General features: G+C 46.0%; 11 protein-coding genes. 3 read left to right on the top strand and 8 right to left on the bottom strand.

Annotated elements, in window-relative coordinates:
* The first annotated feature begins 34 nt into the window (after positions 1-34).
* On the top strand, positions 35-1,654 hold the full coding sequence (locus DRW07_RS04160; protein ID WP_124026605.1) for a GGDEF domain-containing response regulator: 1,620 nt from the start codon (positions 35-37) through the stop codon (positions 1,652-1,654).
* Positions 1,655-1,671: 17 nt separating this feature from the next.
* Here DRW07_RS04160 and DRW07_RS04155 read toward each other — a convergent pair whose 3' ends face one another.
* From DRW07_RS04155 to DRW07_RS04120, 8 genes are read right to left on the bottom strand one after another with little or no spacing between them, the layout of a single operon-like run.
* The gene (locus DRW07_RS04155) at positions 1,672-2,697 is read right to left on the bottom strand and encodes a protein-glutamate methylesterase/protein-glutamine glutaminase (RefSeq protein WP_205665351.1); all 1,026 of its coding nucleotides are present in this window, start codon (positions 2,695-2,697) and stop codon (positions 1,672-1,674) included.
* A complete protein-coding gene (gene cheD, locus DRW07_RS04150) occupies positions 2,694-3,266 on the bottom strand; it encodes a chemoreceptor glutamine deamidase CheD (RefSeq protein ID WP_124026603.1) in 573 nt (190 codons plus the stop codon). Before cheD ends, DRW07_RS04155 begins: the two co-directional genes overlap by 4 nt.
* Positions 3,263-4,072 (bottom strand): CheR family methyltransferase, encoded by an 810-nt coding sequence (locus DRW07_RS04145; RefSeq protein WP_124026602.1) that lies wholly within the window; start codon positions 4,070-4,072, stop codon positions 3,263-3,265. The genes cheD and DRW07_RS04145 overlap by 4 nt, the downstream gene beginning before the upstream one ends.
* On the bottom strand, positions 4,069-7,122 hold the full coding sequence (locus DRW07_RS04140; RefSeq protein ID WP_124026601.1) for a methyl-accepting chemotaxis protein: 3,054 nt from the start codon (positions 7,120-7,122) through the stop codon (positions 4,069-4,071). Before DRW07_RS04140 ends, DRW07_RS04145 begins: the two co-directional genes overlap by 4 nt.
* Positions 7,119-7,616 carry a chemotaxis protein CheW gene (locus DRW07_RS04135; RefSeq protein WP_240630498.1) on the bottom strand — a complete coding sequence of 166 codons (498 nt, stop codon included), beginning with the start codon at positions 7,614-7,616 and terminating at the stop codon, positions 7,119-7,121. The genes DRW07_RS04140 and DRW07_RS04135 overlap by 4 nt, the downstream gene beginning before the upstream one ends.
* Positions 7,594-9,414, bottom strand: a complete 1,821-nt coding sequence (locus DRW07_RS04130; protein ID WP_205665350.1) for a chemotaxis protein CheA — start codon at positions 9,412-9,414, stop codon at positions 7,594-7,596. Before DRW07_RS04130 ends, DRW07_RS04135 begins: the two co-directional genes overlap by 23 nt.
* Positions 9,415-9,423: 9 nt before the next feature.
* The gene (locus DRW07_RS04125; RefSeq protein ID WP_124026599.1) at positions 9,424-11,049 is read right to left on the bottom strand and encodes an ATP-binding SpoIIE family protein phosphatase; all 1,626 of its coding nucleotides are present in this window, start codon (positions 11,047-11,049) and stop codon (positions 9,424-9,426) included.
* An 11-nt stretch (positions 11,050-11,060) separates the two neighbouring features.
* Positions 11,061-11,336, bottom strand: coding sequence for an STAS domain-containing protein (locus DRW07_RS04120; RefSeq protein WP_124026598.1), 276 nt, complete (start codon positions 11,334-11,336; stop codon positions 11,061-11,063).
* Positions 11,337-11,603: 267 nt separating this feature from the next.
* On the opposite strand from DRW07_RS04120, the gene DRW07_RS04115 reads away from it, so the two are divergent.
* Positions 11,604-13,673, top strand: coding sequence for a TonB-dependent receptor (locus DRW07_RS04115; RefSeq protein ID WP_124026597.1), 2,070 nt, complete (start codon positions 11,604-11,606; stop codon positions 13,671-13,673).
* 35 nt (positions 13,674-13,708) lie between these two features.
* Positions 13,709-14,572 carry an ATP-grasp domain-containing protein gene (locus DRW07_RS04110; RefSeq protein ID WP_124026596.1) on the top strand — a complete coding sequence of 288 codons (864 nt, stop codon included), beginning with the start codon at positions 13,709-13,711 and terminating at the stop codon, positions 14,570-14,572.
* Positions 14,573-14,587 lie beyond the last annotated feature (15 nt).

Below are 14,587 nucleotides of genomic sequence, written 5' to 3'. Positions count from 1 at the left end.
TTTCTTGCCAATTCTTGAAACCATGGTTTAGTATATGAATAACATATTGATGCGCTGGAAAGGCATGGCTGAGCAGGATTCCATTAAGCACGAATACCAATCACAATTCACTGATGTGATAAAAACTTGGGCAATGTTGCGCCAAAACAAAGCTGATGATCAGTTTACTCAGTTTCGCAACCTTATTGATGCATTTAGGCAATGGGCCAGTCAAACTCAACTTGATGATTTGATTGCATTGTTAGACACAATCACCACAGTTCTCCCCTCTTCACCATCGTTAATGGACAATGGACTGATTGGTGACGTGGATACACTACTCAACAAACTCATTGTTGCCTCGAAACAGCCCAGTAACCCCTTCTTGGTAAAAGTTCAGCCCTCGCCAGAGGTGTTGCCAGCAAGAGCGGTTACGCGCATTGCCATTATTGACGACAGTGAGCTCGCTCGTATTAGCACCAAAGCCATGCTCGACAGATTCAACTTTGATGTCGATGTCTACGACAGTGTGCATAAATTCAGGGCCTCAGAGCAGGCTATGGCCAATACCGAATTAGTCCTCCTTGATGTCGTCATGCCCGATATTACCGAAGAGCAATTGTTTGACTTTGCTGAGGAGCTTCGACAAAAAAACATTAAAGTGATTCTGGTATCAGGCTCAGATTCTGTAAACCTTAGGTTGAAAGCAGTGAGAGCCGGAATTGGTGGCTATGTGACCAAGCCATTCGATATTAACCTATTGGTTAGCAATATACGCTGGATTTGCAATTTGGACGTCACTAAGCCATTTCATGTAATGCTGCTTGATAACGACCAAGCCTTCGGCGATCAGCTGCGAAGTTACGCGACTTCGATGGATATAAAAATTACACTTTTTAACTCAAGTGAATCGCTTATCAACGCGCTTGATAATGGGGTTCCCGATCTTTTCCTGCTGGAGGTAGACGTTCCAGAAATTTCCGGTATTGAAGTGTGCAAGATCCTCAGGCAGCAAAAGCGGTTCGATTATGTACCGATTGTATTCCTTAGCGGTGACGACAGGCTGGAAACCAAGGTTGATGCACTTTCTGCTGGGGCAGACGATCTGGTTATTAAGCACAACCCTCCCGATATTATTTTCCGACAAATGGAAAAACGCATTGTGCGTGGGCAGCGTATTCGCTCAATGGCGGTTAAAGATAGCCTAACAGGCCTCTTGAACCACGGGCAAATGATGGATGCGGCAAGCTCAGCGCTGAAGCTGGCACGCAGAAACAACAGTAGCATCACAGTCGCAATGTTAGACATAGACAACTTCAAAAACGTCAATGATACCCACGGTCATATGGTTGGCGACAATGTCATAGTTGGTTTGGCGCAGTTGCTAAAAACCTCCATCAGAGATACAGATGTAGTTGGCAGGTACGGCGGAGAAGAATTTATCGTGGTTTTTCACTCAGAAGATTTAGCCACAATTCAAGGTAAGCTACAGGAAATCTTGCAGACCTTCACGCAACTTCGATTTAACGATGGCGATCATACTTTTGGCTGCTCGTTTAGCTGCGGTTTAGCAACTGCCACGCCAAACGAGACGGTCAAAGATGTCATTAATCGTGCTGACCAAGTGATGTACGAGGTAAAAAGAGAAGGTAAAAACGCTGTCAAAGTAGCGTAACAGAGCGGGCTCACGACTTATCTTCGCTTCACCTCACTCATCACTCTAACGGGTATGTTTTCCAACGCTACCTGCTCGCAATGGGCGTTGATTTTAGCCGCCTCTTTGGGCATACCGTACACTACACAGGAAGCCTCATCCTGCACCAATGTGTGACCACCGGCCTGCTTAATAGTCGCTAAACCGCTTGCACCGTCTTTGCCCATACCGGTTAACAATATGCCAATAGAAGACTTCCCTGCCGCCTCAGCCACGCTTAAAAATAAAGCATCTACTGACGGACGGTGTCCAGTCACTTTTTCGTCCTGTAGCACACTCGCCTCGTAATGCACACCTTTTCTGACAATGCGCAAATGATGATCACCCGGTGCAATGTAAGCATGTCCTGCTAACAGACGTTCGCCGTCACAGGCTTCACGGACCGCCAATGCTGTCAACGCATCAAGCCTGTTTGCATAAGATTCGGTAAACCCCTTAGGCATATGCAGCGCCACCACCACTGGCGGGAAGTTACTGGGAAGATTCTGCATAACCTGTTTAATCGCCTCTGTGCCCCCCGTGCTGGCACCGATAGCCACTACAACATCGTGATTTTTATAACTGAACCCTTCACGTCCAGGAATAGGCAGAGCACGCGGCTTTGTAGTAATTTTAGTGTTAGCCACCGACAGCAGCTTTTCGTGTAATAGCTTGGTGAAGGGGGCGGTATTATATAAATCAAGCTGAGATTTAGGAATAAAATCCACTGCACCTAATTCCAATGCTTTGAGCGAGACGTCTGAATTTTTACCAGTTAATGATGAGAACATGACCACGGGTGTTGGTCGCGCCTTCATTAACTTTTCTAAAAATCGAAGGCCATCTACCTCAGGCATTTGCACATCCAAAGTAATCACGTCTGGCTTGTGTCGGTTTACCAGCTCTTTTGCCTGGAAGGCATCATGCGCTATGCCTACCACTTGCATGGCCGGATGTAATTCAATAGCTTTTTTCAGCACATTACAAATGGTGACAGAGTCATCAACAATCAGAACTGAAATCACAGGGTTTGCCTTAATCGCATTCGGTATTCACTTTCCCTATCCAGAATTGTTGTGTTATTGAGGTTTTTAATTTTTTTCACTTTGACTTCACCTGTCTCAGGGAAAAAATACACCTTTCTTGGAAATTGGTCGAGCAAATCTGATGCGATGAGCGGAATTTCTTTATAGCGAAGGTAGGCAAGCACAAAGTCAGCACTGCTCTGCCCTACATTGGACATATTCAACCCTTGCATTAAATTCGCGGCACCAAATACTTTGGCTTCAATGTGTGACTCACTGGCCCCCAATTTAACCATTTCAGTGATCAGCTTGCCCACGGCAACATCGCCGTATTGAAATTGGTTTTTTTTCGTTGTCGCCCCTGCACTGTATTCAAACGGTAATAGAAAGTGATTCATACCGCATATTGCCGTCAGCGGATCGCGTAAACACACCGACAAACAGCTACCGAGCACAGTCACGATTAGCGTTTTCTCTGCCGTGGCGTAAAATTCACCGGGCAAGATTTTAACGGCCTGTCTTTGGAAATACCGATCATAATAGCGGTTAGGCGCGTTAGCCTCACTCATCCACTGACCTTTTGATAAATGGTATGCCCTAACGGTGAATAGTGATCACACAGTGGCATGACAGATTCAGAGTGACCGGCAAAATAAAGTCCACCAGGCTTTAGCTTTTCGGCAAAACGCTTCAGTAGTTTGGTTTGGGTCGCTTTATCGAAGTAAATCATAACATTGCGACAAAAAATAATATCCAGCTTAGTGGGAAGGGACCAGGAATTATCGAGTAAATTCTGATGGAAGAAATGTGTATTGGCATAAATAGTGGGATGCACCCGAAATAGGCCGGCATTTTTATTTTTGCCTTTTTGACAATACCGCTTTACATAGTCCTTGGGGATCGCCTCCAACATCTCAATGGAGTAACTTGCTTGTCTGGCTTTATCTAGCATAGCGGTATTAATGTCAGAAGCAAAAACCTCGTAACCGAGGTTTGTTTTTCTAAACGCATCCTCACATGTCATCGCTATGGAATACGGCTCTTCCCCGGAACTGCTTGCCGCACACCAAATAGTGACAGATGTTGACTGCTTGGCCAGCCAGTCTTTCAAAAACGAAAAATGATGTTCTTCTCTAAAAAAGGCCGTTTTATTTGTTGTTAATGCATCAATAAATAACTGCATTTCATGGTCATTATCAGACAAGTACTCGATGTATTCGCCAAATGTCGACAAAGAAAGAACCCTAAGTCGACGGCTTAAACGGCTGTACACCATGGCATCTTTGCTGGCTGATAGTGCAATCCCTGCCCGTTCATAAACCAGGGATTGTATCGCCTTAAAATCTCGGCGATTAAAGGAATAGGGCCGGCTCAAAAACTCTCCCAGTCGTCGTCATCCTCATACCCTTTAGATTGCGGCTTAGGCATAGTATCAGGTGGTGGAAGTGGCTTGGCTGGCGCATGTAACGCATCAAGGGAAAACTCACCAATATTAAACGCCTTCACTCTCTCTTCAAGCTGTTGCGCCAATGCGTGCATACTCTCTGCTGCCGCCGCAGCTTGTTCAACCATAGCGGCATTTTGCTGTGTCATATCATCCATGCCAGCAACCGCTTTATTCACTTCATCGATACCCGACGCTTGTTGTTCAGATGCCGTTGCAATATCCGTGATAAGGTCGCTGACTTGTCGGACGACCTCAACGACCTCAGCGATCGATTTCCCCGACTGGATGACCAGTGCATTGCCGGTTTCGATACGCGAGACCGAGTCGGAAATCAAGGCTTTAATATCTTTGGCAGAACTGGCAGAACGTTTAGCCAGAGTTCTTACTTCCGACGCGACTACTGCAAAGCCACGGCCCTGTTCGCCTGCACGAGCGGCTTCCACTGCCGCATTCAAAGCAAGAATATTGGTTTGAAACGCAATTCCATCAATTACGCCAATAATGTCTTCAATTTGTTTCGCCGACCCGTTAATTTGCGCCATGGTATCTACAACGCCATCAACCAGTGCACCGCCTGTAGTCGCCATTTCTGAAGCCTGTGTGGCCAACATACTTGCCTGTTGTGCATTAAGTGCGGTATTGCGCACGGCGCTGTTTATCTGCTCCATACTGGAAGCCGTCTCTTCTAAGGTCGAAGCCTGTTGTTCCGTTCTAGAAGACAAATCTTTGTTACCCAGCGCAATTTCCGAAGAGGTAATACTCAGTGAACTGCTGGCAGTGCGAATTTCATAGACGATTTCGGCTAGGTTTTGTGAGGTCTTATTGCAATATAGTCTTAGCTGTTCGAAGGTACCTTCAAAGTCTTTTTCAATTTTTTGCGTCAGGTCGCCTTCAGAAATGGCGAGCAGAATTTTAGACACCTCCGACAAGCCTTGCTCAGCAATATCCAATAAATCGTTCAAACCGCAGGTAAGCACATGCTGAAAGCCTGTCTTGTCTGTATCATCGGCGCGTACCGAAAAGTCGCCATGCACAGCTGCTTTTACCAGCGCTTCAATTTCTTGCTCTGCTTCAATCTCTTTAGTTCTGTCTAACCATTCAACGACCGACCCCAAACGTTCACCAGACTCTGAAATGATGGGGTTTGCTGTTAACTTAAAGTGACGTCTACCTACCTGAATCTTCGCTTGGTAAGTCGTGGTTAACTCGCCCAGTAATTTCATCTGGTGAGCAGGGTCGGTATGAAAGTCATCTATCGACGAACCCAGTACAGTATCCACATTAAAATTCGGCAGCTCCTGTTGCAAATCTGATTCCACTGCACGCAGCATTTTCGTAACCGCCTTGTTCATGTAAATAATCTTGCGATCGGCATCGGCAATCATCACATTGGTCGACGCACAATCCAGCGACTCTAGCAAACGGGCTATGCGACGTTCTTTCTCAAAAAAGTCTGTCATGTCATGCCATTCAACGGAGTGACCGATAATCGCTTTGTCTTCATTGAAGATAGGATTCACAATAAGCCGGAAGGTGAAGTTGCCTAGTGATATTGTTGTGGTATAAGTTTCCCTGAGTTTGTCCAGTATGCCCCGTTGATGGTGCGGGTTTTTATGAAACTCATCGATACTTTTACCCAGCAAATGCTTAATGCTGAATTGCGGTAAATCTTTGCGAATATCCCCCTCAGCCTCGCTAAGCATAGTGATCACCGAGTCATTCATATAAATAATTTCCCGGTTTGTGTTGGCAATCATGTAACAGGTAGAGCTATTGTCTAGCGCTTGTTTTACCCGTATTGCTTCAATAGACACATTTTTAAAGTGGCGAAGCTTGGCGGCCACCTCAACCAGCGTTCTACCAATACTGCCAAATTCATCTTTTCGTATAACAGCAGCGTCGAACGAGTAATCACCTTCTGCAATATCCGAAAGTGCGTTGACGGTTTTTGTGACGCCTATGTTTATTGAACGGGTGATGGCATAAAACATGCCCAACGTTAAACAGGCGATAAAACCAATAAACAGCAGTGAAAGTCGCTGCTGCCATTGTAACGAGGCAAGATTCTCATCAAGTGTTGAACTCAATACCTGCGTCATCTGATCATTAAATTGGTAAAACTCCCCGATAATACGCGTGGCTTCATCAAAAAAAGTACCGGCATCCTGTGTGATTGTGGTGGCGTTAATAATTTCATTTTCAGCATTCAATAACAGTCCCTCAGCGCTCAGCGTTAAGGTTTCGACAGCCGGTAGCCCAACACCTGAGCGGGAAACCAGTTGAACATGGTCATTGAGATTTTGAAGTGCTTGCGACATACCCACCATATAGGAATTAAGTATGGCTATATCCGAGTCGGATGCCTTCTTAGCACTCAATATGCCAGCGCCGTGCCCTCTGATTTGACCGAGTTTATCGGTGACTATGGGTAAATCAACTGCACTTGAAATGGTTAAGTTGTAGGCTACTGCCGATTGCAAATAAGTCATCTGATAATGACGAATAGTGATTTCTAGCAAGTGGTGCATTTGCCTAATCAGCAGAGAATGCTGCTCGAACGAGCTTCTTGCCTCTATCGTATTTTGCGGTACATTGGCTTTCAATACATTCCAGGAAGACGAAATCGTCTCCAACTCCGCAGCCATGTCTTCAGAGCCTGAGTCAGCAATTTGCTGTTTAAATGCGTTTAACTGATTTGCTATTTCGCCTCCCTTATTGATGATAAGCATACGGGCATTTTCATCGCCGTTTAAATAGCGCGCTGACAGGCCTCTGTGCTCAGCAAATAACTTTGCCAAGGTTACCCCATTACGGGTGACAGGTTGCCCCTTAATGGCGGTTTTTAATATGTCGATATCAACTTGTGTATGCTGATAAAAAAGATAGCTAGGTACCAACAGCGCACAGAGCACCAAGAAGCTTAGAAAAACCAGCTTACTGCGAATGGAGACATTGTTGAGTCGCATAAAAAACGTCATTGCGGGCGCTCCTGTTCTTCGTTATTTTTGTCAATTAGCGCAAAGGTATCGCTGGTAACTAACGCCTGTATATTCACCAGTATAACCATAATATCTTCAACTGTTACCAGTCCTTCGAGGTATTCCATATCAAACACTGCACCAAACTGCGGTGCAGGTTTAATCGTTTCACTGTCGACTTTAATAACATCACATACTTCATCAACCACAATACCCACAAAGCGTTCATTAATGTTAAGCATGATCACTATGGTGAACTCGTCGTATATCGGTTTACCCACGTTGAATCGGATACGTAAATCGACGATCGGGACAATATCACCGCGCAAATTCACTACCCCTAGCACAAACTCAGGGACATTGGCCAGCTTGGTACCTTTTTCGTAACCGCGAATTTCTTTCACTGCCATGATATCCAACCCATAGGTTTCTTCACCTAGCCGAAAGGTTAAATATTCCAGCAGCAGTGCCTCATTCGTGTTCTGATTGCTCATCGTCATCCTTTAGAATTTCTGGCGGTAATGAAACCTGCTTGGTAAGCTGTTCTACATCCAGAATAAGTGACACGCTGCCATCACCCAGAATGGTTGCTGCGGAGACATTAGGCACCGTTCGAAAATGCTTTTTCAATGATTTAACTACGATTTGCTGCTCGCCTACTAAATCATCAACCAGTAACGCTACCCGCGCAGTAGACGCGTTCAGTAATACAATGATGCCGTCGCTTAAATCGCGCTCCTGTGAGTCTATGCCCATACAGGCTGCTAAAGATAATATGGGCCAGTAATGATCCCGGTGTAGGACCACAGGCTGGTTTCCAACGCGCTTTACAAGATGCGCTTCTACCTGAAATGACTCTACGATACTCAACAGCGGAATAATAAAAACCTGCTTACCGACTTTTACACTCATACCATCAAGGATAGCTAAAGTGAGCGGTAATATAAGGGTAAATGTGGTGCCTTTTTCAGATTCACTCTGAATATCTATCGTGCCATTTAAGTCTTCAACGTTTCGTTTCACCACATCCATGCCCACACCTCTGCCTGACAGATCGGAGACTTGCTCAGCGGTTGAAAAGCCCGGTTCAAAAATGAGTTTCCACACCGATTCATCGGGCATGGCCGCAGAGACTGCCATGCCCTTTTGCCGGGCTTTTTCGATGATTTTTTCACGGTTTAAGCCTGCGCCATCATCTTTGAGCTGAATGATGACCGAACTGCCTTGCTGAAACGCTTTTAGCAATAGGGTGCCCTGTGCCTCTTTCCCCTTGTAGACTCTATCCTCTGGCGACTCAATGCCGTGGTCAATCCCATTGCGGATTATATGTGTTAGGGGATCGGCAAGATGCTCAATCATGGTTTTGTCTATTTCGGTTTCAGTGCCTTCCACAACCAATGCAACCTGCTTATTGGCCTTACTCGCTGCATCTCTCACCAGCCGCCCAAAACGGGAAAAAAGATTGCTCACGGGAAGCATGCGAATAGACAATGTACTTTCCTGCATTTCGCGTAATTGAAAGCTTAAATTATCCAGAGCCTCTTCAAATTCCACCGCTAAGCTACCGGACGTTTTATTGGCAAGATTACGTAACACTGACTGTGTAATGACCAACTCTCCCAATTGATTCATCACTGAATCTATCTTGGTGGTATCAACCCGAATCGTTGAGGTCTGGGCCGTGCTTTGTGATTTTTTATTGAGCTTTTTGGCAACCTTGGGAGAGGATTCGAGGTTGGGTTGTGGCTGTTCCGGCGTAGATGCAGATTCGGGCGTGTCAATAGGCGCAAATAAAGGCATGTCGTCATCAGCCGCTCCATCGAGCGGACCGAACAAAGGTATATCGTCGTCTTCCGACTCGCTAATAGGCTCGAACAAGGAAATGGCGTCTGGGTTGGGTGTATCAGTGTGCAGGTACACCTCTATTGCGGCGATATTTTCCGCCACAATGCTCTTTTCTACCGCCTCACCGTTTTGATATTTACCAATTACAAACCGCAATTCGTCCAAGCTTAAGAGTAATGTATCGACAATGGCAGTGGTCATTACAATCTCGCCATTTCGTGCACTGTCTAGCAGGGTTTCCATCACATGGGTCAAACCTGTGACAGCGGTAAAACCAAACATTCCACTGCCACCTTTGATGGAGTGCGCAGCGCGAAATAGTCGATTGATGGTATCGGGCGTAACCTCATCTATGGGCGTATTCAACAGGGTTTGTTCCATATCTTCTAGGTGCTCATCGCATTCCGCGAAAAATACCTGATGAAACTCCCCTATCTCCATCGACATAGACAGCCCTTATTCTTTAATAACTACCTTAACTTCATTGCCCGTTTTATTGGTAACGCAGGATTCGCTAAGTTGTTTTACCAGCGCCAGGCCCCGTCCAAACATGGAAAACTGGTCAGGTTCGATTTTGCTGGTATCGTAACCTTTGCCCGTATCAGACACAGAGGCTTCTACACCGCCCGATGCACTGTAAGAAAGGCTTAACGTAACACAATCGTTACTGCTAAGCGTGCTTAAGGCAATCTCACGCTCAGACAGATACTGAATAAAACCATCTGTATCGTTTTTTAGTGATGAATCTAATTCTAGTACACCATGATCAAGTCCATTTTGGTACAGCTCTGCAACGGCAGTAAAGGTTTTACCGGCTAATTTACCCTCAAGGCCAGCGGCATAAAGAAACTTTGAAACAAAAGCCGGTGCATCAACAGAATTGAGATAATCACCGCTGATTTCTAATGTAAAGGCGATATTACCCTCACGCTTATCGCCCGCTTGTTCTGCCTGCACCTCCAGCTCAAACACATCAAAATCAATGGCACATAAGGTCACGTCGTCTGATAGTTCCTGCTCACCGGTATGCTTATTAAACTGCTCAGCAATCCCTTCCCAAGGCTGTTCGTTGGCGGTCAGATTGAGCAAAGCCTCTTTCAGACCATGTTTAGAAATACTCTCGCCATGGGCATTTTCCTGCTCTATTAAGCCATCGGTATACATCAGTAAAGACGACATGGTTTGTAATGAGAATACATCTGGCTTGATGGTAAACTCGTTGCCCTGCACGATACCCAATGGAAGGCTTTTCGATTCACACTCTTGCAGTTCGCCATTTTTGTCTGCCACGAAAATAGAGGGCAAGCCTGCATTAATTACGGTAATTTTTTCTGAGAAAGGCGACACTTCTATCGCTGCCAGCGCCACAAACCGATCAGCCGGTAATTCAGAGTTCAGGCGCCGGTTAACTTCGTGAACAATAGAGGAAATCGGCATACTGCGATGCGCCATGGCTTTTACTACATTGATCACGGGCAACATACTTAGCGCAGCTGCTAAACCGTGACCCATTGCATCTGCCAAGAATACGTATCTAATCCCGGTTGGACTGCGAATATCAAACAAAAAGTCACCACAAAATCCCTCGGCGGAGCGCTGCAGGAAATAGTAGTCCTTGTTAACGTTTATCGCATTACCTGAAATTTCCTGGTACACGTGCTGCGCAAAACTCTCTTCTTGCTGTATGCGCGTGAGTATACTCTCCAATTGCTGGTTCTTTTCAGCCTGATAGTATTGAGCGTTTTGTTCGCGAATGAGGTTATGTAGCTTGATGGTGAGCAATTGCTTATCCACCGGCAAAAGAATGTGTTCTTCTATCCCTGATTCATAAGCCATAACCAGCTTTGACTGAGAATTATCTGGTGTCAGTAACACCAACTTACTGTCAACATGCTCGGCACAACGCTGATGTAGTTTGGCCAGCGCGCTCCTGGACAAAACCTGCACGTGCAGTAAACAAATAGACGCATGGGCTAACTGAGTGTTTCCGGTGTTTAACGACGCAATAACAGCTTGAATTTCATTTGTATGAGAGGCGTCTACCTCGTCTACAAACTCATATTCTATCGCTGTATCTGGCATAGCGGCCCTGACTATTTGATTTCAAATAAATTTTTAAAATTGGCAATGTTGAGCACATCTAATGCAGCACCGGACGCATTTTCTATGACAACAGTTCTATTTTCCGCTTCCGCTTTTTTCTTAAGCAAAACCATCATGCCTAAGGCTGCACTGTCAATGTACTCTACCGAGCTAAAATCTAGCACGATTGCAGACTCAGAACCATCTGCTAGCGCGCTAGCATATTGATCGGTAAAGTTCTTGTGGTAGCTAAAATCAAACTTTGATGGCAAAACGATTGTGGTCATTACGCGGTCCCTTAACTATTGCTTTGACGAATTATCGCCCTACTCTGCAATAGCGTCAATGTTGTGATGCAGTGTCGGCAGGCTAACACTGAGGATTTTGATACCCGAGAAGATATAGCAAATCGGATACCCGATGCAATGAATAGTTTTGTCATGCAATCAGTCTCATAAGTTACAGCACTTAAGATTAATTCTGAGGCATGCAGTGATCTGTCGGTGCTAGTATAGCGTTTTTAAGCCAGCTTAAGTTTTCACAGGAGCCTATTTTTGTCTGTTTCTCGCCTATTTTCTTGTGCTAGTGTTTTGCTTCTCTCTGTTCCCTCACCCTTGCTCCAGGCCTCTGAGCCGGACATTGAGCGCATTGTTACCACAGCAACGCGTGTCGACACAGTAGAACGTAATTTGCCTCTTGTGGTCAGTGATGTCTCTGAATCTAGGCTAACACTGAATGCACATACCCACATTCAGGAGAGCCTGGCGCAGATCGCCGGCATTAATATTCACAGAGGCAATGGTCAGGAATACCTCCCCGCTTTGCGCTCGCCTGTATTTACAGGCGCGGGGGCATGCGGAGAATTACTCACAACCGAAGACGGCATTCCTCTCCGCGCTGCCGGTTTTTGTAATATCAATGAGCTGTTTGAAGCACACAGTGAGGTTGCCCGTCGTATTGAAGTCCTCAAGGGACCGGGCTCTGTGTTTTACGGCGCTAATGCGATTCACGGCGTGATAAACGTTATCACCCCAGATACCACGCGAGGCGACGGATTTGCTCGAGCTGAATTAGGCTCTTTTGGCTATCAGCGCTATGCACTACAAGCTGGACAAGACTGGGGGGATTCGGGGATCGGCATGGCAACCAGTGTTACCCGCGACAGTGGTTATAGAGACGATGAGAGTGTGGCACAGGAAAAAGTGTCTGTTCGCTATCGCTTACAGGGCAATAACTGGGAAAGCATGACAGGTCTGGCTTATACCAATCTCGATCAGGATACCGCAGGATTTATTACCGGTTTTGAAGCGTATAAAGATGCAGATATCGCGCAGTCTAATGCTAACCCGGAAGCCTTTCGAAAAAATCGGGCGTGGCGGTTGTGGTCACGCAATACTTTCGCGCTGTCAGATGGCTCACAGGTGATTGTTACCCCCTACTTGCGTGACCAAAGCATGGACTTTCTGCAGCATTTTCTACCGGGGCAACCGCTGGAAGAAAATGCACAACGCAGTGCTGGCTTACAGACAGTCTGGCATTCAGTGTCCGGCAAACCGGTTCGTTTTAGCGTAGGTCTAGATGCAGAATACGCAAAAGGTGAATTAATTCAGTCTCAGCCCAGACCAACTCAAGGGTCGCCATTTTTAGTAGAAACGGTTCCTCAAGGCCTGCATTACGATTACGAGGTAAAAGCGACACAGGTTGCGCCCTTTATCAATTTGCAATGGCAAAAAAGCGACTGGCTAGTCAATATTGGGGCGCGCTATGAACGCATGGCATACGACTATACCAATAATATGGTAAGCGGCAGAACCCGTGAAGATGGTTCTGAATGTGGATTTGGGGGCTGTCGATACAACCGTCCAGAAAGCGGTAAAAACCAGTTCAACAACCTGTCTCCCAGTGTCGGTGTAACCTATACCGTGAATGAAAACTTAACGCTATTTTCAAATATCGCCCGCGGCTATCGCGCACCTCAAGCAACCGAGCTTTATCGATTGCAACGGGGACAACAAATTACTGACTTGGAAGCCGTCGATGCACTGAGTAGGGAAATTGGCTTAAAAGGTCACTACAAGCAGGCTTCATTTGTCGCCGCGCTTTATATTATGGATAAAGACAACGTCATTTTTAGAGACAGCGACTTTTTTAATGTCAGTGACGGTAAAACACAACACAAAGGGTTGGAAGTTGAGGCGCAATGGCGATTCGCTGAGCAATGGCAGGCTGCAATTGCCTATACCCACGGTCAGCATACTTATGAATACGATCGCGTGATCAATAGTGTCAATATCAACGGCAATGATATTGACACAGCTCCACGCAATCTTGCCAATATCAGACTCAGCTATTTTCCCGCAGCATCAGCACAGGTTGCCCTAGAATGGCATAGTGTGAGCGCCTATTTTACCGACCCAGAAAATGTAAATGAATATCAGGGACATGACCTGCTAAACTTACGCGCGCTGTGGCGCCTGTCATCGCACATTCAAGTGTCTGCGAGGGTCATCAACCTGACCAATGAAGCCTATGCCGAAAGAGCTGACTTTACCGGCTTCTCAGGTGACCGCTATTTCCCTGGAAAACCGCGCACATTTTTCATTGGCTTCGCGTATGATTGGTGACCCAGCATTCATTGACAGATAATTGCGGAGATACCATGCGTCACGTCGCCATTTTAACCATGGACAGCCTAGAAGACTTTTTTGCCTATGACACTATGCTAGACAGTCCATTTTTAAAGAAAGGCTGGCAAACCCATCACGTATCATGGCGGGATGAGCAGGTGAACTGGGACGCTTTTGACGTAGTCATTGTAAGGAGTACCTGGGATTATCAGCAGGACTGCGACCGCTTTGTTCGGTGCCTAGAGAAAATTGAGGCCTCGTCAGCCGCGCTGGAGAACCCGCTCTCTTTAATGTTGTGGAATATTGATAAAAACTATCTTAAAGACTTAGCCAGTGATGGCGTGCCGATTGTGCCTACATTATGGAAACCCGCCTATGAAACGGGCTGCTTGAAAGAAGCCTTTGCACACTTTAATTGCGATACGCTGATTGCCAAACCCACCATCAGTGCCAATGCTGACGATACGTTTAGGATCACAGCTCAGCAAGCAGAGTCCTATGAGACTTTACTGGCTGATGTTTTTCACGACAGAGCACTGATGTTACAACCCTTTTTACCGGCTGTGCTTTCACCCGGTGAAATATCCTTGTTTTACTTCGGTGATACCTACAGCCATGCCATTTTGAAAACGCCAAAAGCAGATGATTTCAGAGTACAGGAAGAACATGGCGGACAGCTCACAGCGATCATACCGACTGAAGAGATGCAGCGTGTTGCAGAGAAAACACTTGCTGCGCTCCCAGCAAAAACACTGTACGCCCGCGTTGACTTGATAACCTCGGGCAATGAGTGGTGTGTCATGGAAGTCGAACTGATTGAGCCTTCTCTGTACTTTAATATGGATAAGCACTCTGCACAGCGATTTGTCGATGTTTTCTGTCACAAATACTCTTAATCAAGTCCCTCGCCT

Source organism: Paralteromonas sediminis, from assembly GCF_003820355.1.
GTDB classification, from domain to species: Bacteria; Pseudomonadota; Gammaproteobacteria; order Enterobacterales; family Alteromonadaceae; genus Alteromonas_F; species Alteromonas_F sediminis.
This window is presented reverse-complemented; position numbering and strand designations above follow the sequence as displayed.